The following is a 22,941-nucleotide window of genomic DNA, read 5'->3' on the forward strand; positions in this document are numbered from 1 at the left end:
GGCTTCGTGACCCGCGTCACGGCGCTGCGCGAGGATGCGAGCCTGGCGGCCTTCTACCTGATCTCGCTGGCGGTCGGCGTGCTGATCGTGTCCACCCGGGGCAGCAATGTCGACCTGATGCATGTCCTCTTCGGGACCGTACTGGCGCTCGACGACGACGCGCTGGTCCTTCTGTGCTCGATCGCGAGCCTCTCGGTCGCGACCCTGGCCGTCCTGTTCCGGCCGCTCGTCCTCGAATGCGCGGACCCGCAGTTCCTGCGCTCGGTGAGCGGGCTCAGCGCCGTGACGCATTTCACGTTTCTTGCCCTCGTCGTGCTGAACCTCGTGGGCGGCTTTCACGCGCTCGGCACGCTGATGGTCGTCGGCATCATGATCCTTCCCGCCGCCGCCGCGCGCTTCTGGGCGATCGGCATCGGCGCGCTGACCGCCGTCGCGGTCTCGGTTGCGATGCTCGCGAGCCTGAGCGGCCTTCTTCTCTCTTACCATTTCAGCCTGCCGTCCGGGCCGGCGATCATTCTCGTCGCGGGTCTCGCCTACGCGCTGTCGCTGGTCTTCGGACCGGTCGGAAGTCTCGCCGGGCGGGCCTTCCCGCGCCGCTATCTCGAAGCCTGAAAGGAGTTCCGATGCCCGCCCGCAGAACGCTTCTGACTTCCGCCGCCGCCGTCCTGGCCCTGTCACTCGTCCCGTCATTCGTCCAGTCGCTCGCCGGCCCGGCCGTGGCCCAATCCGGCAAACCGATCCCGGTGGTCGCCACCTTCTCGATCCTCGGCGACATTGTGAAGCGCATCGGCGGAAAGCATGTCGCCGTCACGACGCTCGTCGGCCCCGACGGGGATACGCATGTCTACCGGCCGACCCCCGCCGACGCGCGGGCCGTCCGCGAAGCGAAGATCCTTGTCGTCAACGGACTCCAGTTCGAAGGCTGGCTGGACCGCCTGATCGACGCTTCGGACTTCCGCGGCATCCGGGTGGTGGCGACCGACGGCATCGAGCCGATCGCTTTCGAGGAGGGCGGCCACGACGATCACGCCGGCCACGACGATCACGCAGATCACGCCGGGCACGAAGGCCACGACCACGGCGCCTTCGACCCCCATGTCTGGCAGAACGTCCGCAACGCAACGGTGTATGCGCACAACATCGCGGCGGCGCTTGCAAAGGCCGATCCGGCGAACGCCGGCGCGTTCGACCGCAATCGCGCGGCCTATCAGGACAAACTCGAGGCCCTCGACGCGGAAATCGACAGGATCGTCGCCAGGCTTCCCGCAGGGCGCCGGACAGTCGTCACCTCCCACGACGCGTTCCAGTATTTCGGCCGCCGATACGGGCTGACCTTCATCGCGCCGCAGGGGCTCAGCACCGAATCGGAGGCGTCGGCAAAGGGTGTCGCCCGCCTGGTCCGGCAGATCCGCAAAGAGGGCATTCGCGCCGTCTTCGTCGAAAACATAACCGATCCGCGGCTCCTGAAGCGCATCGCGGAGGAGACGGGCGCCAGGATCGGCGGCACGCTCTATCCCGGCGCCCTGTCCGGCCCCGACGGTCCGGCGCCGACCTATCTCGACATGATGCGCCACAACGCGACGACGATCGCGAAAGCGCTGGCGCGATAAGCCGGCCGCCGGCCATCGTGCCGGCGCGCGCAAGGTCGAGGCCGAAGGCGCGGCGGAGCGCCTGGGGCACCGGGGAGCATCCGGGGGACCGGCCATTGCCTGCGTCATGAAATGTCATGATTTGTCATGGCGCCGCCTTCTTCGCCCCCGTCCGCCGTTCCGAACCGGACACCGAAACCGCAAACCCCTCCCGTCATTCCGACCGGAGCCCCGGATCTGATCCGGGGCGAAGTGGAGGAATCCCGTCGCTGGCTTCCGGGTCCCGTTGTCGGGATCGAGTCGAGATTCCTCCACTCGCTTCGCTCGGTCGGAATGACGGTGTCGGGTTTGCGCCCGGCCGGGATGACGGTCCCGGATGTGTCATGAAATGTCATGATTCGTCATGATCCGTGGCGGTATCCTCCTCCGTTGCGCATGAGCGGCCCGGCTTCAAGGATGAGACAGACCGGTCTATATTTCGTTTTTTTTCGCCGCCGAGCCGCTTTTTCCGGCGCGAAATCCGCAGAAATCCGCCATTTCCGCTCCGGCGTCCGTGCACAAATTATGACAGCTATCCATAATTTCCCAGATTGCCCACATCGGCTGGCCGCGCGGCCCCGCCGGCCGAATGCCCATTTGTTCATATAATGTTCTATATCGGCCTGTCAAGCGATTTCTCCGCCCCGGCGCGGCCCGGCGCGGCCCGGCACGCGGGTCGCCGGCATAATCGGCGGCAGGGATGTATGGCGTCCGTCTATCCGCGACAGCCGGAGCCCGCCCCACCCTACACCTCCTCCACATGCACGACGCCGGGGATCGACTTGATCGCCTGGTGGACCGCCGGGGCGGTCGGGATCGGCATGCCGAGGCGGATTTCGGCCTCGCGCTCGCCCCACGGCACCACCAGGTCGACGGTGCCGTGGCCGCCCTGCTGGCGGGCGAGCAGGCCGTGCAGCGGGCCGACCGCCTCGTCGCCGGCCAGGAAGATCCGGAAGCCGCGGGTCGAGCGCGCCGCCGCCGAATCCAGGGTCGCAAACGAGCGGACCAGCAGGCGCACCGAATCGCCGTCCTCGATCCGGACATCGGCGTTGACCAGCACCGGCGCGTTGGTTTCCGCCGCATCGTCCAGCAGGTCCCGGCTGTCCGCCAAGGCTTCGGAAAACGCCGTGACCTCGTAGATGCCGCTCGCATCGCTGAGCTGGACGAAGGCGAACCGGTTGCCCTTGGCGTTGCGCCGCTCCTTGCGGCCGATCACCGTGCCGGCCAGCCGTGCCACGGACGGCGGCTCTCCGGCCTGGGCCCGCTCGACCAGCCGGCCGTAGGACACGACCTCCATCTTCTCCAGGCTCCTGGCGTAGCTGTCCAGCGGATGGGCCGACAGGTAGACGCCGACCGCCTCGAACTCATGGCGCAGCCGGTCGGTCAACGGCCAGTCCGGCACGTCGGGCAGGCGCAGGGCCGCGCCGGCGGCGGCCGGATCGTCGCCGAACAGGCTCACCTGGTTGCTCGACCGGTCGTCGGCGGCGACCGCGGCCAGCCGCGCGATGGCGTCCACACCCTCGAACAATTGCCGGCGGTTCGGGTTCAGCGAATCCAGCGCCCCCGCCTTGACCAGATGCTCCATCTGCCGCTTGTTGACGACGCCGGTGCCGAGCCGGTCGGCCAGGTCGCCGACATCCCGAAACCGGCCCTCGGCCTCGCGCTCGCGCACCAGGCTCTCCATCGCCGCCGCGCCGACATTCTTGAGCGCCGCCAGGGCGTAGCGCACGGCGCCGTCCTCGACCGCGAAGGCGACGTCCGAGCGGTTCACGTCGGGCGGCAGCAGGTCGATTCCTTCATGCTGCAATTCGCGCCGGAAATTGGCGATCCGGTCGGCGTTGCCCATGTCGAACGACATGGAAGCGGCGTAGAACTCGACCGGATGGTTCGCCTTGAACCAGGCGGTCTGATAGGCGACCAGCGCATAGGCGGCGGCGTGGGACTTGTTGAAGCCGTAGCCGGCGAAGGCCGCCATGGTGTCGAAGATCTGCCGCGCCTGACGTTCCTCGATGCTGCTGTGCTCGGCGCAGCCGGCGATGAAGGTCGCGCCCTGGGCGTCCATCTCCGCCTTGATCTTTTTGCCCATGGCGCGGCGCAGCAGGTCGGCGGAGCCCAGCGTGTAGCCGGCGAGATCCCGGGCCATCTGCTGGACCTGCTCCTGGTAGATCGGGATGCCGAAGGTTTCCTTCAGCACAGGCTCCAGCTTCGGATGGTCGTAGGCGACGGCTTCGACGCCGTGCTTCCGGTTGATGTAGGACGGGATATTCTCCATCGGGCCGGGCCGGTAGAGGGCGACGACGGCGATGATGTCCTCGAACCGGTCGGGTTTCAGGCGGCGCAGCACGTCGCGCATGCCGCTGCTTTCCAGCTGGAACACGCCCGTCGTGTCGGCGCGCGAGATCATCTCGTAGGTCCCGGCGTCGTCGAGCGGCAGGCGCTCCAGGTCGACTTCGATGCCGCGGGCCCTGAGCAGGTCGACCGCGGTTTGCAGGACCGACAGGGTCTTCAGCCCGAGAAAATCGAATTTGACCAGGCCGGCCTTCTCGACATCCTTCATGTTGAACTGGCTGACCGGCATGTCGGAGCGCGGGTCGCGGTAGAGCGGGATCAGCTCTTCGAGCGGCCGGTCGCCGATCACGACGCCCGCGGCGTGGGTCGAGGCGTGGCGGTACAGGCCTTCCAGCTGCAGGGCGATATCGATCAGCCGGGCGACGCTTTCGTCCTGGCGCCGCTGTTCCTGGAGCTGCGGCTCGATTTCGATCGCTTCCTGGAGCGTCACCGGGTTGGCCGGGTTGTTCGGCACCAGCTTGCACAGCCGGTCGACCTGCCCGTAAGGCATTTCGAGCACGCGGCCGACATCGCGCAGCACCGCGCGCGCCTGCAATTTGCCGAAGGTGATGATCTGCGCCACCCGGTCGGCGCCGTATTTGCGCTGGACGTAGCGGATCACCTCATCCCGCCGTTCCTGGCAGAAATCGATGTCGAAGTCCGGCATGGAGACGCGCTCGGGATTGAGGAAGCGCTCGAACAGCAGGCCCCAGCGCAGCGGGTCGAGATCGGTGATCGTCAGGGCCCAGGCGACGACGGAGCCGGCGCCGGAGCCGCGCCCGGGCCCGACCGGGATGCCCTCTCCCTTGGCCCACTGGATGAAATCGGCGACGATCAGGAAATAGCCGGGGTAGCCCATCGTCTCGATGATGCCGAGTTCGGTTTCGAGCCGCTCGCGATAGGGCCGGGCCGCGGCCTCGCGCTCCGCCTCGGGAGCGCCGGCGTCCACGACATGCCCGGCCAGACGCTCTTCCAGCCCTTCGGTCGCCCGGTGGCGCAGCTCGTCGGCTTCCGAACGGCCGGCCTCGGAAACGAAATGGGGCAGGATCGGCGCCCTGGTCTCCGCCATGACGGCGCAGCGCTCGGCGATCGCCAGGGTATTGTCCAGCGCCTCGGGCAGGTCGGCGAACTGGGCGCGCATCTCCTGGGCCGTCTTGAAGCGGAACTCCGGGGTCAGCCGCCGCCGGTCCGGCTCGTTGACCGAGTTGCCGCCGGCGATGCACAGCAGGGCGTCGTGGGCGGCGAACATCCCCTCCTCGGCAAAAAACGCCTCGTTGGTCGCGACCAGCGGCAAATTCGTGGCATCGGCGAGCGCCAGCAGCTTCGGCTCGATCGCCGTGTCGTCGCGCACCCCCTGACGGGCGATCTCGATATAGAGCCGGTCGCCGAAGATGGCCTTGAGCCGCGCGCAGACCGCTTCCGCCGCATCGTCCTGTCCGGCCGCCAGGTACCGGCCGAGCGGACCGTGCGCGCCGGTGAGCGCGATCAGGCCTTCGGCATGAGCCGCGACCGCGTCGCCGGGGACATGGGGCGCCGCCCCGGCCTCGACAGCCAGGAAGGCCCGGGATGTCAGCGTCAGCAGGTTCCGGTACCCGGCCTCGTTCTGCGCCAGCAGCACGAGCCGGTCGAACGCGTCGCGCTGGAGGCGGTTCGGGTTCGACGCCTCGAAGGCGACCGCCAGCTGGCAGCCGACGATCGGCTGGACGCCGGCCCCGGCGCAGGTCTGGGAGAATTCGAGCGCGCCGAACAGGTTGTTGGTGTCGGTGATCGCCACCGCCGGCATGCGGTTCGCTTTGCAGAGCGTCGCGATATCCGGGATCTTGAGCGCCCCTTCGGACAGCGAATAGGCGGAATGAACCCGGAGGTGGACGAAGTCGGCGTGGGGCATGGGCAGTCCGGCGCGGCGGGTTGGGGAAGCCGATCGGTCGGCTCCCCAAATCTACATGCAATTCGCGCGCCGCGCCCCGCCCGCGCGCATCGACAATGCAGATTCCGGGGGATCGTTCGGTGGAAAACCTGTGAACAAGCCGGGCTATCCGGCCCGGCGCACTCTCAGCCGGCCCTCGGCGATTTCGAGGATCCGGTCCATGCGCCCGGCCAGCGCCGGATTGTGGGTCGCGACCAGGGCGCCGATGCCGCTTTCCTTCACGAGCTTCAGGAATTGGCCGAACACGCGCTCGGCCGTCGCCTGGTCCAGGTTGCCGGTCGGCTCGTCGGCGAGCAGCACCTGCGGCCGGTTGGCGACGGCCCGGGCGATCGCGACCCGCTGCTGCTCGCCGCCGCTCAATTGCGCCGGCCGGTGCCTGATCCTGTCGCGCAGCCCGAGGCCCTCCAGCAGCTCCGCCGCCCGCGCCGCCGCGGCGGCCTTTCCCGCGCCGGCCAGCATTTGCGGCAGCATCGCATTTTCCTGCGCGCTGAATTCCGGCAGCAGGTGATGATACTGGTAGACGAAGCCGAGCAGCCGGCGGCGCAGCAGCGCCCGCTGCTGGCCGGACAGGCCGGCGCAATCCTCTCCGCACAGCACGACCCGGCCGCCGTCCGGCCGCTCGAGCAGGCCGGCGATATGCAGAAGGGTCGACTTGCCGGCGCCCGACGGGCCGACCAGCGCCACCATCTCGCCCGGCCGGACCGCCAGGTCGGCGCCGCGCAGCACTTCGATATCCCGCCCGCCCTGCCGGAAGGCCTTGTGCACGCCTTCGAGCGCCAGCAGCGGCGCGGCCAACTTCGACGCGGGCGCGGGCGCCGGCTCATTCATTGCGCAGGGCTTCCACCGGGTCGAGCCGCGACGCCCGCCAGGCCGGATAGATCGTCGCCAGGAAGGTCAGCACCAGCGCCATCGCCACGATCTGCGCAACTTCCGGCAGCTCGACCTTCGACGGCAGGCTCGACAGGAAATAGACCGTAGCAGGAAACAGCTCGGCGCCGAGCAGGTCTTCGATCCATCGCTTGAACCGGTCGATGTTGTAGGCCACGCCGAGCCCGAGCAGCACGCCGAAGAAGGTGCCGGCCACGCCGATGGTCGCGCCGGTCATGAAGAACAGGCGCAGGATGTTGCCGCGGGTCGCGCCCATGGTGCACAGGATCGCGATGGCCTGGCCCTTCTGCTTCACCAGCATGATCATGCTGGAGACGATGTTGAACGCGGCGACGAGGATGATCAGGGTCAGGATCAGGAACATGACGTTCCGCTCGACCTTGAGCGCGCCGAAGAAGGTCGCGTGGACGTCCTGCCAGGTCCGCACGAAAGCGCCCGGTATCTCCAGCGCCCGCACCCGCTCGGCCACCGCGTCGACCCGGTCCGGATCGTCGACTGCGATTTCGATATTGGTGACGCCGTCGTCGACGCTGAAGAAGTCCTGCGCGGTCTCCAGCGGCATGAAGAGGTAGCCGCGGTCGTATTCCGACATGCCGACGTCGAACCGGCCGGCGACGGTGAAGGAGGCGATGCCCGGCACGCAGCCGACCGGCGTCGGATCGCATTTCGGCGACAGCAGGCGGACGCGGCTCCCGGTCCCCGCGCCCAGATAGGAGGCCATGCGCCGCCCCAGGATCAGCGTCCCGTCGCGGAAGCGCGCCAAAGCGCCCTCGTCCAGACTGCCGCTCAGCAGGCGATGGCGTTTCAGGTCCTCCGGCGCGATGCCGCGAACGAAGGCGCCGCTGCTGCGCTTGCCGGCCGAGGCCATGACCTGGCCGTCGACGACCGCCGCCGCTGTCACGACGCCCTCGATCCTGCGGATTTCGGCGACCAGCCGGCCATGGTCGCGGATCGGCCGGTCGCTGCCGTAGACGACGACGTGGCTGTTGAAGCCCAGCACGCGCGAGAGCAGTTCGGCGCGGAAGCCGTTCATCACGGACATGACGACGATCAGCGTCGCCACCCCGATCACGATGCCCAGGAAGGCGAAGGCGGCGATCAGGGAAATGAAGCCTTCGCTCCTGCGCGGCCGCAGATAGCGGAAGGCGATCATGCGTTCTGCCGGCGAAAACACCGAAAACCGCTCCCCGGACGCCATGCGCGGCCTCAGGCCGCGAGCCGCGCGAACGCCGATTCGGCGCTGAGTTCCTCGCGCGCGCCGGTCTTGCGGTTCTTCAACTCCACGGTTCCAGCCTTCACGCCGCGCGGCCCGACGATGATCTGCCAGGGCAGGCCGATCAGGTCCATCCGGGCGAATTTCGCGCCGGCGCTGTCTTCGCTGTCGTCGTAGAGACATTCGACGCCGGCCGCGTTCAGCCGGCCGTAGAGTGCATCGCAGGCCGAAACGCAGGCCTCGTCCGACGCACGCAGGTTGATCAGCCCGACCCGGAAGGGCGCGACCGCCTCCGGCCAGACGATGCCGTTTTCGTCGTGGCTGGCCTCGATGATCGCGCCGGCCAGCCGCGATACGCCGATGCCGTAGGAGCCCATCTCCACCGGAACCTCTTTGCCGTCCGGCCCGGTCACCACGGCGCCGAGGGGTTTTGAATATTTCGCGCCGAAATAGAAGATATGGCCGACCTCGATGCCCCGGGCCTCGACCAGGTCTTCCGGCGCCACCGGGCAGGCTGCCGGATCGTGCTTGTCGTCGGCCGCGGCGTAGAGGCCGGTCCAGTGGTCGACGATCGGCTGCAAATCGCTGTCATAGTCGACGTCTTCGGTGAAGATGTCGAAGGCGAGCATGTCCCTGTGGCAGTAGACGGCGCTTTCTCCCGTGTCGGCGAGGATGATGAACTCGTGGCTCAGGTCGCCGCCGATCGGCCCGGTCTCGGCGCGCATCGGGATCGCCTGGAGGCCCATCCGGGCGAAGGTGCGCAGGTAGGAGACAAACATCTGGTTGTAGGCGTGGACCGCGCCCGGATAGTCGAGCGCGAAGGAATAGGCGTCCTTCATGAAGAATTCCCGGCCGCGCATGACGCCGAAGCGCGGGCGGACCTCATCGCGGAACTTCCACTGGATGTGGTAGAGGTTTTTCGGCAGGTCGCGGTAGCTGCGCACCGAGGTGCGGAAGATTTCGGTGATCAGCTCCTCGTTTGTCGGGCCGTAGAGCATGTCCCGCCCGTGCCGGTCCTCGATGCGCAGCATCTCCTTGCCGTAGTCGTCGTAGCGGCCGGAGACGCGCCACAGGTCGGCCGACTGGATGGTCGGCATGAGCATCTCGACGGCGCCGGCCCGGTCCTGCTCCTCACGCACGATCTGCTCGATCTTCTTCAGCACGCGATAGCCCAGCGGCAGCCACGAATAGATGCCGGCGCTCGCCTGGCGCACCATGCCGGCCCGCAGCATGTAGCGGTGCGACACGATCTGCGCCTCGGCGGGCGTTTCCTTCAGCGTCGGCAGGAAAAAGCGGGTGAGGCGCATGGCGGCTCGGTCTCGGCTGGCTGGGGAAGCGTTGTCGGACATGACTATTCGAGAGCCTCCGGGCCCGGCGGAAGCGTCCGGACTGTAGGGTTTCGGGCCGGGCAAGGCAACGGCGCGCGCGCCTCAGAAATCCGCGAAATAGCTCTGGACGGCCCAGCGGATCGCCACCGTCGCCACCGCCGCCAGCACGGTCGCGGCCAGCGCCTTGCGCACCAGCTTGGGCCGGACCGGGGCGCCGGCGTCGTGGCCCGGCTCGGGCGCACGGTTCCGTTCGACGCCCCAGGGCAGCAGCATGAAGAAGAACAGCCACCAGACGATGGCGAACACGACAATGGCTTCGACGATGCTCATGGGAAATCGTCAGGGGCCGGGGCCGGAAGCGGCGGTGTCAGACCTGCTCCAGCTCGACCAGCGTGCCGCAGAAATCCTTGGGGTGCAGGAACAGCACCGGCTTATCGTGGGCGCCGATGCGGGGCTCGCCGTCGCCCAGCACCCGGGCGCCTTCGGCCACCAGCCGGTCGCGGGCCGCCAGGATGTCGTCGACCTCGTAACAGACATGGTGCATGCCGCCGGACGGGTTCTTCTCGAGGAATTTCGCCACCGGCGAGCCCTCGCCCAGCGGGTGCAGCAGTTCGATCTTCGTATTGTCCAACTCGACGAAGACGGTCGTGACGCCGTGGGCCGGCTGGTCCTTCGGCTCCGATACGGTTGCGCCGAGCGTATCCCGGTAGGTCGCCGAGGCGGCGGCCAAGTCGGGAACGACGATGGCGACATGGTTGAGGCGGCCGATCATGCTTCTGCCCTTGTGCTTGCGCCCTTATTCCTGTGCCCGGTCGATCAGGGCCGGCGTCAGGCGCACGACATGGACGTCGGTCGCCGGGCGCTTGCCGGTTTCGCTGCGGATCACCCGGCGTATCGCGGCGCGGACCGCCTGTTCAAGCTTTTCGTCGTCGCGCCGCCCGCCCGGCGACAGGCCGTCCACCGCCTCGTCCACGGCGTCGATCAGCGCGTCGTAGAGCGCGTCGTCCCGCCGCTCGTCCTCGCCGCCGAGGCCGGCCAGGGTGACGATGGCGTCTTCCAGAAGCTCGCCCTTCGCGTCGACCACCACGGTGGCCACGGCCGCGCCGTTGTCCATCAGGCGGCGGCGTTCGCGGATGACCGGACCGTCGACCGGCAGCAGGTTCTCCCCCTCGACCGCAAGACGGCCGCTATGGACCTTCTCGACGATGGCCGCCGGGCCGGGCGCCAGGCGCACCATCTCGCCGTTCGTCGCGACGATGGCCTGGGGCGTCTGGCAGCGGCGGGCCAGCCGCCGGTGCTCGTGCAGATGGCGGCGCTCGCCATGGACCGGCACCGCGATCTGCGGCCGGATCCACTGATACATGTCGACCAGTTCGTCGCGCGCCGGGTGGCCGCTGACATGGACGAAATGCTCGGATTCGGTAACGATCTCGACGCCGCGGTGCACCAGCATGTCCTGGAGCCGGGCGATGGCGCGTTCGTTGCCGGGAATCTTGCGCGAGGAGAAGATCACCGCGTCGCCTTCGTCGAGGCCGATTTTGGGATGGCTGCCGGCAGCGATGCGGGCGAGAGCCGCGCGCGGCTCGCCCTGGCTGCCGGTGCAGGCGATCAGCGCCCGTTCGCGCGGCAGCTTCGCAGCATCTTCTTCGCCGAGAAACCGTGGCCAGTCCCGCAGGTAGCCGTTTTCGCGGGCGGCCTCGTCCATCCGGCGCAGCGACCGGCCGCACAGGGCGGCATGCCGCCCGGTCGCCTTTGCGACCGCGGCAATGGTTTCGAGCCGCGCGACATTCGAGGCGAAAGCGGCGATCGCCACCCGCCTGTCGTACTTCCCGACCAGTTCGATCAGGCTCTGCCGGACGTCGGCCTCCGAGCCGGACCGGCCTTCCTCGAACACGTTGGTCGAATCGCCGATCAGCGCCAGGACGCCGGCATCGCCGATGCGCCGCAGGGCGGCTTCGTCGACCGGCGCGCCGATCAGGGGATCCGGATCGAGCTTCCAGTCGCCGGTGTGGAAGACGGCGCCCAGCGGGGTGCGGATCAGCAAGGCGTTCGGCTCGGGGATCGAATGGGTCAGCCGTATGAGCTCGACGCTGAACGGGCCGACGTCGAACGGCGCGCCCGGTTCGATCGGGGTAATCCGGGCCTCGTCCTCCAGGTCGGCCTCGGCAAGCTTTCGCTTGAGCACCGAAGCGGTGAAGCCGGTGGCATAGATCGGGCATTTCAGCCGGCGCCAGAGGTGGGGCACCGCGCCGATATGGTCTTCATGGGCATGGGTCAGGACCAGCCCGGCCAGCCGGTCGCGGCGGTCGGCGATGAATTCCGGGTCCGGCGTAATCACTTCGATCCCGGGAATCGTGGGATCGCCGAAGGTAACGCCGAGATCGACCATCAGCCAGCGGCCGCGATAGCCGAACAGGTTGAGGTTCATGCCGATTTCGCCGGCGCCGCCGAGCGGCAGGAAATGGAGGGCGTCGCCGCTCATGCGCGGTTTCTGGCGAATATTTCGCGCAATCCGCGCAAGGTGACGTCGGGGTCCAGGAGATCGATGGCGTCCGTCGCTTCGCAGAAGATTTCGGCCAGGCCGCCGGTGGCCACCACCTTCATCGGCGTACCGCGCTCTTCGCGGATCCGGCGGACCAGCCCTTCGATCAGGCCGACATAGCCCCAGTAGACCCCGGACTGCATGGCCGGAACCGTGGCGGTGCCGACGACGCTCGCCGGCCGGCGCACGTCGATGCGCGGCAGTTGCGCCGCGGCCCGGTGCAGCGCATCGACCGAATGGGCGGCCGAGGGCGCGATGACGCCGCCGCAATAGTTGCCCGCCCCGTCCACCACGTCGAGGGTCGTCGCCGTCCCGAAGTCGATCACGATCAGCGGCCCGCCATGCTCGCAGAAGGCGCCGACGGCGTTTGCGATCCGGTCGGCGCCGACCTCTTCCGGCGCGTCGGTCAGCAGTTCGATGCCGAGGCGGACAGCGGCGTCGCCGATGACCAGCGGTTCGATTCCGAAATGGTCCCGGCACAGGGAACGCAGGCTGAAATCGTTGCTCGGCACCACGTTGGCGATGATGGCGGCGTCGACGGCGCGGCGTTCCAGTTCTTTCATCTCGAAGAGCTGCATCATCCAGACCGCCAGCTCGTCCGCCGTCCGGTCGCCGCTGGCCGCACTGCGCCAGACGGCGCGCCACCCGGCCCCGTCGTGCACGCCGAAGACGATGTTCGTATTTCCGGAATCGATCGCGAGCAGCATCAGCGCCCCCCGGCGGAGAAGACCTCTCCGCTGTGGACGATCTCCCGCCCGGCCGCCGTTTCGAGGATCAGGGCGCCGTCGCGATCGAGGCCGCCGAAACGGCCCGCGACGCTGCGTTCGGACAGGACGACCCGAATTTCCGAGCCCACCGGCCCGGCCCGGTCGAGCCACGCCTTGCGGATGCAATCGAAGCCGTCGCCGATCCAGCGAACCATCCACCCGTCGAGCGACCGGCTGAGCCGGGCCAGCACGGTTCCGGCATCGAGCCGGCTGCCGCCCTGCGCGCTCAGGCTGGTCGCGGGCCGCAACGCGTCGGCCGGAGCGCTGACGACGTTGAGTCCGATGCCGAGGACGATCCATTCCAGCGCGCCGTCGGAGCCGATCGAGGATTCGGGGAGGATTCCGGCGATCTTTTCCCCGCCGGCCAGCACGTCGTTCGGCCATTTGCAGGCGACCGCCGAGGGACTGCCGGTCAGCGCCGCGACCGTATCGTGGACCGCCAGGGCAGCGACATAGCCGATCTGCCCGGCGTGCCGCGGCGCGACGGCCGGCCGGAAGACGAAGGAGGCATACAGGTTGCCGCGCGGCGATTCCCATTGCCGGCTGTACCGCCCGCGGCCGGCGGTCTGGGTCTCGGCGAGTACGACCGTCCGGTCCGGTGCGTCCAGCTGCGCCAGGCGCCGGGCCTCGTCGTTCGTGCTCGCGACGGCGCCCAGGCGGTGCAGGCGGAACCCGGCAGGTAGAGCGGCGGCCTCGCGAAGACCGCTTCCGGCGCCCGGGATTTCCGGCAACAGCGGTTCCACGACCCTAGCCGCCGGTCAGGCTGAACACGGCCGTATCGGCCGCGCCGACCAGGAGGCTGGGAAAGAGGAAAAACAGCAGCGTCGCCATTCCGGCAACGACTTGGACGGCGCCGAGGTCGCGGCCCGGCCGGGGATCGAGCGCATCTTCCGGCTCGTCGAAATACATCACCTTGACGATACGGATGTAATAGTAGGCGCCGACCACGCTGGTCACCAGTCCGACCACGGCGAGGAAATACAGGCCGGCCTCGACCGCCGCCAGGAAGACGTAGAGCTTGGCGTAGAATCCGGCGAGCGGCGGGATGCCGGCCATCGAGAACATGAAGATCAGCATCATGGCCGCCATCACCGGGTTGGTGCGCGACAGGCCGGTAAGGTCGCCGATCTCCTCCACCATCCGGCCGCTGCGCTGCATGGCGAGGATCACCGCGAAGGCGCCCAGCGTCATCACGATGTAGATCGCCATGTAGACCAGCACGGCGCTGTAGCCCTCGCCGGTGCCCGGCGCCAGGCCGACCAGGGCATAGCCGATATGGCCGATCGAACTGTAAGCCATCAGCCGCTTGATGTTGGTCTGGGCGATCGCGGCGAAGGCGCCGAGCACCATCGAGGCGATGGCCAGAACGATGACGATCTGGCTCCACTGCTTGACGAGGCCGCCGAACGGGCCGGCGAGCACGCTCAGGAGCAGGCCCATCGCGGCCAGCTTCGGCGCTGCCGCCAGGAAGGCCGTCACCGGGGTCGGCGCGCCCTCGTAGACGTCCGGCGTCCACATATGGAACGGCACGGCGGAAACCTTGAAAGCCAGGCCGACCATGACGAAGACCAGACCGACAACCAGGCCGACCGAGGGCGCGGTCGCGCCGGTGAGCTGGGCGGCGAGGCCGGCGAACGCCGTGGTGCCGCTGAAGCCGTAGACCAGCGAAGCGCCGAACAGGAGCATTCCCGAGGCCAGCGCGCCGAGCACGAAATATTTCAGGCCGGCCTCGCTCGACTTGACGGAATCGCGCCGGATCGCGGCGACGACGTAGAGCGACAGGCTTTGCAGTTCGAGCCCGATATAGAGGGACAGCAGGTCGCTGGCCGAAACCATCACCATCATGCCGAGCGCGGCCAGCACGATCAGCACCGGGTATTCGAAGCGCTCGATCGCTTCGCGGGCGTTGTAGCCGATCGACAGGACGATGCCGACCGCCGACGCCAGCAGGATGCCGACCTTCACGAAGGTCGTGTAGCCGTTGCTCACGAACATGCCGGCAAAGGCCGACCGGCTCTCGACCGGCGACATCCAGACCGTAACGGCGGCGGCCGCGACCAGCGCCAGGATCGACAGCACCGAGACCAGCCGGAACGAGCCTTCGCCCCGGAACACGCCGATCATCAGCAGGACCATCGCCGCCACGGCGACGAACATTTCCGCTGCGGCATATTCCAGGTTCGGCAGGATCATGGCGCCGCGCTCCTACCGTGCCGCGAAACAGGCTTCGTTGACCCGGCAGGCGCCGGCCTTGAAGCTTGTCAGCAGGTTCTTCACCGACGCGTCGAACACGTCGAGGAACGGCTCGGGCCAGATGCCCATCCAGAGCACCAGGATGACCAGCGGCGCGAAGACCGCGACCTCGCGCGGGTGGAGGTCTTTCATCCGCATGAGGTCCGGCTTGACCAGCTCGCCGAAGATGATCCGGCGGTAGAGCCACAGCATGTAGGCGGCGCCGAGAATCACGCCGGTCGCCGCCAGCGCCGCAGCCCAGACGTTGACCTGGAAAACGCCGAACAGCACCAGGAACTCGCCGATGAAGCCGCTCGTGCCCGGCAGGCCGACCGAGGCCAGGGTGAACACCATGAACACGGCGGCGTAGCGCGGCATACGGTGGACCAGCCCGCCGTAACGGTCGATCCGTCTGGTGTGGAGCCTGTCGTAGACCACCCCGACACAGAGGAAGAGCGCGGCCGAGACGATGCCGTGGGACAGCATCTGGAACATCGCGCCGGTCACCGCCTGCTCGCCCAACAGGTTGTCGGGCAGACTGCCGGCGCTGAACTGCACGGTCGCCGCGAAGATACCGAGGGTCACGAAGCCCATATGGGCGACCGACGAATAGGCGATCAGCTTCTTCATGTCCTCCTGGGCCAGCGCGACCAGGGACGTGTAGATGATCGCCACGATGCTCAGCGTGTAGACCAGCGGTGCGAAATAAACCGAGGCATCGGGGAACATGGGCAGCGAGAAGCGCAGGAAGCCGTAGCCGCCCATCTTCAGCAGCACGCCGGCGAGGATGACCGAGCCCGCCGTCGGCGCCTCGACATGGGCGTCCGGCAGCCAGGTATGGACCGGCCACATCGGCAGCTTCACCGCGAAGGAGGCGAAGAAGGCGAGCCACAGCCATTTCTGCGCTTCCGGGCTGAAGCCGGTCTCCCGGGCGAACCTGAGCAGGTCGACGATGTCGGTGGTGCCCTGCCCGGCCGACTTGCTGAGGAAATACATCGCCATGACGGCGACCAGCATCAAGACCGAGCCGAGCAGGGTGTAGAGGAAGAATTTGAACGCCGAATAGACCCGCCGGTCGCCGCCCCAGACGCCGATGATCAGGAACATCGGCAGCAGCACGCCTTCGAAGAAGACGTAGAAGGTGACGAGGTCGAGGGCGCAGAAGGTGCCGACCATGAAGGTTTCGAGCACCAGGAACGCCGCCATGAATTCGCGCACCCGGGACTTGATCTCCCAGCTGCACAGGATGCAGAGCGGCGTCAGCAGGGTCGACAGCAGGACGAACATCATCGAGATGCCGTCCACGCCCATGTGGTAGTTCAGCGTGTAGCCGCCCGGGAAACTGAACCAGGCCACCTTTTCGACGAACTGGAAGTCCGCCGTCCCGGTCTCGAAGTTGATCCATATGAGCAGCGAAATCAGGAAGGTCGCGAGCGAGGCCCACAGGGCGAGCCAGCGGGCGTTGCGGTCCGTCGCCTCCCGGTCGCCGCGCACCATAACGAGAATCAGCAGCGCCCCGACCAGCGGGGCGAAGGTGACGATGCTGAGCAGCGGCCAGGTTTCCATCGCCTAGCCCCACAGCCCGAAGACGAAGAGGGAAACGAAGCCGAAGGCGCCGATCAGCACGGCGAAGGCGTAGTGGTAGACGTAGCCGGTCTGCAACAGGGCGGCGAGGCGCGAGCCGCCCCGGGTCGCGACCGCCGCGCCGTCCGGGCCGAAGCGGTCGATCGTGCCGCCGTCGCCCTTCTGCCACAGGCCGCGGCCGACGATCATGGCCGGGCGCACGAAGAGCCGGTCGTACAGCTCGTCGAAATACCACTTGTGTAGCAGGAAGTAGTAGAGGCCGCGGAACTGCTTCGCGAGCGCCTTCGGCCAGGCGGGCCGCAGCATATACAGGGCATAGGCGAGCCCGATCCCGGCCAGACCGGCGACGACGGGCAGCACCTTTACCCACGCCGGCACATGGTGCGCGGCGTCGAGGATCGCGCCCTCCGCGCGCATGTAGATCGAGTCGCCCCAGAAGCCGCTCCAGTCGTGGCCGGCGAACCAGGCGACGGCGATCGCGCCGGCGAAGACCGAACCGAACGCCAGCACGAACAGCGGCGCCAGCATGACCATCGGCGATTCGTGGACATGGGCCTGGACGTCTTCGGGCGCCCGGCTCTCGCCGTGGAAGGTCATGATGATCAGCCGCCAGGAATAGAAGGCGGTCATGATCGCCGCGGCGATGCCCATCCAGAAGGCGAACAGGCCGAGCCCGGTATGGGCGCCGAACGCCGCCTCGAGGATCAGGTCCTTGGAATAGAAGCCGGCGAAGCCGAAAACGAAGGGGATGCCGACCCCGGCCAGCGCCAGTGAGCCGATCCACATCAGGATGTAGGTCGTCTGCATCTTGCGCCACAGGCCGCCCATGCGGCGCATGTCCTGCTCATCCGACATGCCGTGGATGACCGAGCCGGCGCCGAGGAACAGCAGCGCCTTGAAGAAGGCGTGGGTCATCAGGTGGAACATGGCCACCGGATAAGCGCCGATGCCGGCGGCGAAGAACATGTAGCCGAGCTGCGAACAGGTCGAATAGGCGATGACCCGCTTGATGTCGTTCTGGACCAGCCCGACGGTGGCGGCGAAGAAGGCGGTGAGCGCGCCGACCGTGACGACCGTCGCGAGCGCCAGGGGCGCGAATTCGAACATCGGCGACAGGCGGCAAACCATGAACACGCCCGCCGTCACCATGGTCGCGGCGTGGATCAGCGCGGAAACCGGCGTCGGGCCCTCCATCGCGTCGGGCAGCCAGGTGTGCAGCAGGATCTGGGCCGACTTGCCCATGGCGCCGATGAACAGGAGGATGCAGGTCCAGTCGAGCGCGGTCTGGCCGTCGATGACATAGCCGCCGACGGTCGTGATCTCCTTGCCGGGAAGCTCCCGCGCCGCCGGCAGCACGGTCGAGAAATCGAGCGAGCCGAAAATGGCGAACACGGCGAAGATGCCGAGCGCGAAGCCGAAATCGCCGATCCGGTTGACCAGGAACGCCTTGATGGCGGCGGCGTTGGCGCTCTCGCGCTTGTACCAGAAGCCGATCAGCAGGTAGGAGCACAGGCCGACGCCTTCCCAGCCGAAGAACATCTGGGCGAAGTTCTCCGCCGTCACCAGCATCAGCATGGAGAAGGTGAACAGGCTGAGATAGGCGAAGAACCGCGGCTTGTGCGGATCGTGGCCCATATAGCCGATCGAATAGACATGGACGACGGCGGAGACCAGCGTCACCACGACGACCATGACGGCGGCCAGCGTATCGAAGCGCAGCGCCCAGTCGACGCTCAGCTCGCCCGACGCCATCCAGGTGAACAGGCGGATCGGTTCCTGCGGGCCGGTCTTCGCGAAGCCGACCTCGTACAGGATGATCGCGCCCAGCACCGCGGAGACGCAGAGCAGGCCGGACGTGACATACATCGAGGCCCGGTCCCCGATGCGCCGGCCGAACAGCCCCGCAATGACGGCGCCGAGCAGCGGCAGGAAGATGGCGGCGACATACATGCCGCGTTCAGCCCTTCATCACGTTCACGTCTTCCACCGCGATGGAGCCGCGGTTGCGGAAGTAGATGACGAGGATGGCGAGCCCGATGGCGGCCTCGGCGGCGGCCACGGTCAGCACGAACATCGCGAAAATCTGGCCGACCAGGTCTTCCAGCGCCCAGGAGAAAGCGACCAGGTTGATGTTGACGGCGAGCAGGATCAGCTCGATCGACATCAGGATGATGATGACGTTCTTTCGGTTCAGGAAAATGCCGAAGATCCCGATGGTGAACAGGATCGCGGCGACCGTCAGATAGTGCGCGAGGCCGATCTCCCACATCGTCTCAGACGCCCTCCCCCGGCCGCACCTGCTTCAGTTCCACCGTCTCCTCGCGGCGGCGGCGGACCTGCTCGCCGATCTTCTGCTTGCGCACGCCGGGGCGCTGGCGCAGCGTCAGCACGATGGCGCCGACCATGGCGACGAACAGCACCATGCCGGCAAGCTGGAACAGGTAGACGTATTTGGTGTAGAGCAGCCGGCCGAGCATCTCGGTGTTGGTGAGCGCGCTGCCCTCCGGCACCTTCTCGGTCAACGCGCCCTTCACCTCCGGCGCAACCGCCCAGATGCCGCCGACGAAGACGATCTCGCCGAGCAGGATCGCCGCGATCAGGCCGCCGACCGGCAGGTAGCGCTGAAAGCCCTCGCGCAGTTCGACGAAGTTGATGTCCAGCATCATCACGACGAACAGGAACAGCACCGCGACCGCGCCGACATAGACGATCACCAGGATCATCGCGAGGAACTCGGCCCCGGTCAGCACGAACAGCCCGGCGGCGTTGAAGAAGGTGAGCACCAGGAACAGCACGGAATGGACCGGGTTGCGCGCCGTCACGACCATGACGGCGGCGGCCACGGCGATGAAGGCGAACAGGTAGAAGGCGAGGGCTTGCAGGATCATCGGCGGCTACCGGTAGGGCGCGTCGGCGGCGAGCGCCTGCGCAATTTCGCTTTCCCAACGGTCGCCGTTCGCCAGCAATTTCTCCTTGTTGTACATCAGCTCTTCGCGGGTCTCGGCCGCGAATTCGAAATTCGGCCCCTCGACGATGGCATCGACCGGGCAGGCCTCCTCGCAGAAGCCGCAATAGATGCATTTCGTCATGTCGATGTCGTAGCGCGTCGTCCGGCGGCTGCCGTCGGCCCGCGGCTCGGCCTCTATGGTTATCGCCTGGGCCGGGCAGATCGCCTCGCACAGCTTGCAGGCGATGCAGCGCTCCTCGCCGTTCGGATAGCGGCGCAGGGCGTGCTCGCCGCGGAAACGCGGGCTGAGCGGCCCCTTCTCGTAGGGATAGTTGATCGTCACCTTGGGCTTGAAGAAGTAGACCAGAGTCTTCCACAGGCCGACGCCGATCTCCCAGAGCAGGACGGTTCGTGCCGCGCGCAGCATGGTTCTCGCTCCCCTAGGCCGGCAGCCAGCCGGCGTACAGCAACACGCCGGAATACGCCACGACGGCGATCAGGGACAGGGGCAGGAAGACCTTCCAGCCCAGCCGCATCAGCTGGTCGTAGCGATAGCGCGGCAGCGTCGCGCGCACCCAGATGAAGACGAACAGCAGGAACGCGATCTTCAGGGCGAGCCAGATCGGCCCCGGAATCCAGTTCAGCCACCAGACGTCGAGCGGCGGCAGCCAGCCGCCCATGAACAGGACGGCGGTGATGCCGCTCATCATGATCATGTTGATGTATTCGCCCAGGAAGAACAGGGCGAAGGGAAAGGCGGAATATTCGACGAAATAGCCGGCGACCAGTTCGGCCTCGGCCTCCGGCAGGTCGAAGGGATGGCGGTTGGTCTCGGCCAGCGCGGAGATGAAGAACACCACGAACATCGGCGCCAGCGGGATCCAGTACCAGTTCCAGAAGCCGCCCTGCTGGGCGAGCACGATCTCCGCAAGGTTGAGCGAGCCGGCTACGATCAGCACCGTGATCAACACGAAGCCGATGGAGACCTCGTAGGACACCATCTGCGCCGCCGAGCGCAGGGCGCCGAGAAAGGCGTAGCGCGAATTGCTCGCCCAGCCGGCCATGATGATGCCGTACACGCCGAGCGAGGAAATCGCGAAGAGATAGAGGATGCCGACATTGATGTTGGAGATGACCCAGATGCCGCTCTCGCTCTGGCCCAGCGGGATGACCGCCCAGGCGATCAGGGCGAGGGTGAAGGTCAGGACCGGCGCGAACAGGAACACCGCCCGGTTGGCGCCGGACGGAATCACCGTCTCCTTCATCAGCAGCTTGAGGCCGTCGGCCATCGGCTGGAGCAGGCCGAACGGACCGACCACGTTCGGCCCCTTGCGCAGCATCATGGCGGCCAGGACCTTGCGCTCGTACCAGGTGAGCAGGGCCATGCCGCCCAATAGCGGCACGACGATCAGCAGGATCCAGCCGATCAGGATCAGCGCCGGCAGGGCGTAGCCTTCCCAGAACACCATCATGGGGCGCTACCCGTCCGTGCCCGTGCGTGCGCCGGCGTCGAGCGACCGGCGCATCTGCGTGCATTGCGCCATGGTCTCCGAGCAGCGGCCGATCGGGTCGGTCATGTAGAAATTCCCGACCGGCGAGCGGAACGGCGCGGGATCAAGGGCAGCGTCGGAAATATCGCCGCCAAAGCCCTCCCATTCGGCCGGCACGATTTCGTCAACCGCGTCGAAGACCGGGTTGGCGTCGGCCAGCCGGGCGCGGACCTGGGCCAGCGAATCGTAAGGCAGCGTGTGTCCCGCCACCTCCGAGAACGCGCGAACGATGGTCCAGTCCTCGCGCGCATCGCCGGGCGGGAAGATGGCCAGCGCCGTCCGTTGCGGCCGGCCCTCGACATTCACATAGGTCGCGCTTTTCTCGGTATAGGCCGCGCCCGGCAGGATGACGTCGGCCCGCCCCGCGCCGGCGTCGCCGTGATGGCCCTGGTAGACGACGAAAGATTTGCCGAGGCGCTCCATGTCGATCTCGTCCGCGCCGAGCAGCCAGACCAGGCCGATTTCGCCCGTTTGCGCGCCATCGAGGATCGCGACGGTGTCGCGGCCGCCCGGCCCCGGCGCGAAGCCGAGATCGAGCCCGCCGACCCGCGACGCTGCCGTGTGCAGGACGTTGAAGCCGTTCCAGCCGTCGCCGACCATGCCGAAGCGTTCCGCCGCCCGGCGCGCCAGCCCGAGCATCGCGGCACCGTCGTCGCGCGCCAGCACGCCCGGTCCGACGATCAGCATCGGCCGTTCGGCCCGTCCCAGCACATCGGCAAAACCGTGGTCGCCGCCGGCGAGCGCGGCCAGCGTCTCCGCGCCGGCGCCGAGATGGTCTAAGCGGTAGGTCAGGTCCGCCGCCTCGCCGATCAGGCCGATCCGGAAACCGCCAGCCCGCCAGCGCCGCCGGATGCGGGCGTTGAGCACCGCGGCCTCGATTCGGGGGTTGGCGCCGATCAGCAGCAGGGCATCGGCTTCGTCGCTTCCCGCGATCCGGCTGTTGAACAGGTAACTCGCGCGCACCGCCGGATCGACCTTCGCCCCGTCCTGGCGGCAGTCGATATTCTCCGAGCCGCAGGCGGCAAACAGGTCTTTCAGCGCGATCATGGCTTCGCAGTCGGCCTGGTCGCCGGCGATCGCCGCCATGCCCGCGCCGCCGGTCTTCGCGATCCGGCCGGCGATCGCGGCAAAGGCTTCGGACCAAGAGGCGGGCTCCAGCCTGCCGTCGCGGCGGACATAGGGCCGGTCGAGCCGCTGCCGTTTCAGCCCGTCGCAGGCGAAGCGCGTTTTGTCGGAGATCCACTCCTCGTTGATGTCGTCGTTGAGCCGCGGCAGCACGCGCATGACCTCGGCGCCGCGGCTGTCGACCCGGATGTTGGAGCCAACCGCGTCCATCACGTCGACCGATTCGGTCTTGCGCAGCTCCCACGACCGCGCCGTGAAGGCGTAGGGCTTGGAGGTCAGCGCGCCGACCGGGCACAGGTCGATGACGTTGCCCGACAGTTCGGAGGTCAGCGAGCGTTCGAGATAGGTCGCGATCTCCATATGCTCGCCGCGGTGGAGCGCGCCGATCTCCTCGACGCCGGCGACCTCCTCGGCGAAGCGGATGCAGCGGGTGCAATGGATGCAGCGGGTCATGATGGTCTTGACCAGCGGCCCCATCTCCTTGTCGTGCACCGCCCGCTTGTTTTCCTCGAAGCGGGTTCGGTCGTGGCCGTAGGCCATCGCCTGGTCCTGCAGGTCGCATTCGCCGCCCTGGTCGCAGATCGGGCAGTCGAGCGGATGGTTGATCAGCAGGAATTCCATCACGCCCTTGCGGGCCTTGATCGTCTTCTCCGAATCGGTGAATACGACCATGCCGTCCATGATCGGCTGCGCGCAGGACGCCACCGGCTTGGGCGCCTTCTCCACCTCGACTAGGCACATGCGGCAGTTGCCGGCGATCGACAGCCGCTCGTGGAAGCAGAAATGCGGCACTTCCTTGCCGATCGACTGCAGCGCCTGAAACAGGGTCAGGCGGCCGTCGACCTCGTACTCGCTACCGTCAACGGTGATCGTCGCCATCGC

General features: G+C 67.6%; 19 protein-coding genes. 2 read left to right on the forward strand and 17 right to left on the reverse strand.

Going from position 1 to position 22,941, the window contains the following annotated elements:
• Both OXM58_19250 and OXM58_19255 read left to right on the forward strand, forming a co-directional pair.
• A partial coding sequence (locus OXM58_19250) for a metal ABC transporter permease (GenBank protein MDE0150502.1) occupies window positions 1-612 on the forward strand: 612 nt, incomplete at its 5' end.
• A gap of 11 nt (window positions 613-623) precedes the next feature.
• Window positions 624-1,610, forward strand: coding sequence for a metal ABC transporter substrate-binding protein (locus tag OXM58_19255; protein ID MDE0150503.1), 987 nt, complete (start codon window positions 624-626; stop codon window positions 1,608-1,610).
• A 763-nt stretch (window positions 1,611-2,373) separates the two neighbouring features.
• On the opposite strand, the gene dnaE is transcribed toward OXM58_19255, so the two are convergent.
• The 17 genes from dnaE to nuoG all read right to left on the reverse strand — a co-directional run bounded on the left by dnaE (window position 2,374) and on the right by nuoG (window position 22,938).
• Window positions 2,374-5,844, reverse strand: a complete 3,471-nt coding sequence (dnaE, locus tag OXM58_19260; GenBank protein ID MDE0150504.1) for a DNA polymerase III subunit alpha — start codon at window positions 5,842-5,844, stop codon at window positions 2,374-2,376.
• Between the two features lie 144 nt (window positions 5,845-5,988).
• Complete coding sequence (locus OXM58_19265) at window positions 5,989-6,711, reverse strand: ABC transporter ATP-binding protein (GenBank protein MDE0150505.1); 723 nt, start codon at window positions 6,709-6,711, stop codon at window positions 5,989-5,991.
• Window positions 6,704-7,969: a lipoprotein-releasing ABC transporter permease subunit gene (locus OXM58_19270; GenBank protein MDE0150506.1), complete on the reverse strand. Its 1,266-nt coding sequence runs from the start codon at window positions 7,967-7,969 to the stop codon at window positions 6,704-6,706. Before OXM58_19270 ends, OXM58_19265 begins: the two co-directional genes overlap by 8 nt.
• Window positions 7,970-7,977: 8 nt before the next feature.
• Window positions 7,978-9,291, reverse strand: coding sequence for a proline--tRNA ligase (locus OXM58_19275; protein ID MDE0150507.1), 1,314 nt, complete (start codon window positions 9,289-9,291; stop codon window positions 7,978-7,980).
• Window positions 9,292-9,414: 123 nt separating this feature from the next.
• Entirely contained in the window at window positions 9,415-9,642 is a 228-nt protein-coding gene (locus tag OXM58_19280) for a DUF1467 family protein (protein ID MDE0150508.1), read from the reverse strand.
• A 37-nt stretch (window positions 9,643-9,679) separates the two neighbouring features.
• Complete coding sequence (gene mce, locus OXM58_19285) at window positions 9,680-10,084, reverse strand: methylmalonyl-CoA epimerase (protein ID MDE0150509.1); 405 nt, start codon at window positions 10,082-10,084, stop codon at window positions 9,680-9,682.
• Between the two features lie 24 nt (window positions 10,085-10,108).
• Window positions 10,109-11,794, reverse strand: coding sequence for a ribonuclease J (locus OXM58_19290; GenBank protein MDE0150510.1), 1,686 nt, complete (start codon window positions 11,792-11,794; stop codon window positions 10,109-10,111).
• Entirely contained in the window at window positions 11,791-12,561 is a 771-nt protein-coding gene (locus OXM58_19295; GenBank protein ID MDE0150511.1) for a type III pantothenate kinase, read from the reverse strand. Before OXM58_19295 ends, OXM58_19290 begins: the two co-directional genes overlap by 4 nt.
• On the reverse strand, window positions 12,561-13,352 hold the full coding sequence (locus tag OXM58_19300; GenBank protein ID MDE0150512.1) for a biotin--[acetyl-CoA-carboxylase] ligase: 792 nt from the start codon (window positions 13,350-13,352) through the stop codon (window positions 12,561-12,563). The genes OXM58_19295 and OXM58_19300 overlap by 1 nt, the downstream gene beginning before the upstream one ends.
• Window positions 13,353-13,368: 16 nt before the next feature.
• The gene (nuoN, locus tag OXM58_19305) at window positions 13,369-14,814 is read right to left on the reverse strand and encodes an NADH-quinone oxidoreductase subunit NuoN (GenBank protein MDE0150513.1); all 1,446 of its coding nucleotides are present in this window, start codon (window positions 14,812-14,814) and stop codon (window positions 13,369-13,371) included.
• 12 nt (window positions 14,815-14,826) lie between these two features.
• Window positions 14,827-16,419 carry an NADH-quinone oxidoreductase subunit M gene (locus OXM58_19310; protein ID MDE0150514.1) on the reverse strand — a complete coding sequence of 531 codons (1,593 nt, stop codon included), beginning with the start codon at window positions 16,417-16,419 and terminating at the stop codon, window positions 14,827-14,829.
• Window positions 16,420-16,422: 3 nt separating this feature from the next.
• Window positions 16,423-18,387, reverse strand: a complete 1,965-nt coding sequence (nuoL, locus tag OXM58_19315; GenBank protein MDE0150515.1) for an NADH-quinone oxidoreductase subunit L — start codon at window positions 18,385-18,387, stop codon at window positions 16,423-16,425.
• A gap of 7 nt (window positions 18,388-18,394) precedes the next feature.
• Entirely contained in the window at window positions 18,395-18,706 is a 312-nt protein-coding gene (gene nuoK, locus OXM58_19320; protein ID MDE0150516.1) for an NADH-quinone oxidoreductase subunit NuoK, read from the reverse strand.
• Between the two features lie 4 nt (window positions 18,707-18,710).
• Complete coding sequence (locus tag OXM58_19325) at window positions 18,711-19,325, reverse strand: NADH-quinone oxidoreductase subunit J (protein ID MDE0150517.1); 615 nt, start codon at window positions 19,323-19,325, stop codon at window positions 18,711-18,713.
• Window positions 19,326-19,331: 6 nt separating this feature from the next.
• Window positions 19,332-19,811, reverse strand: a complete 480-nt coding sequence (gene nuoI / locus OXM58_19330) for an NADH-quinone oxidoreductase subunit NuoI (protein MDE0150518.1) — start codon at window positions 19,809-19,811, stop codon at window positions 19,332-19,334.
• Window positions 19,812-19,824: 13 nt separating this feature from the next.
• Entirely contained in the window at window positions 19,825-20,856 is a 1,032-nt protein-coding gene (nuoH, locus tag OXM58_19335; protein ID MDE0150519.1) for an NADH-quinone oxidoreductase subunit NuoH, read from the reverse strand.
• Between the two features lie 6 nt (window positions 20,857-20,862).
• Window positions 20,863-22,938 carry an NADH-quinone oxidoreductase subunit NuoG gene (gene nuoG / locus OXM58_19340; protein ID MDE0150520.1) on the reverse strand — a complete coding sequence of 692 codons (2,076 nt, stop codon included), beginning with the start codon at window positions 22,936-22,938 and terminating at the stop codon, window positions 20,863-20,865.
• Between the last annotated feature and the right edge of the window lie 3 nt (window positions 22,939-22,941).

Source organism: Rhodospirillaceae bacterium (assembly GCA_028819475.1).
Classification (GTDB): Bacteria; Pseudomonadota; Alphaproteobacteria; order Bin65; family Bin65; genus Bin65.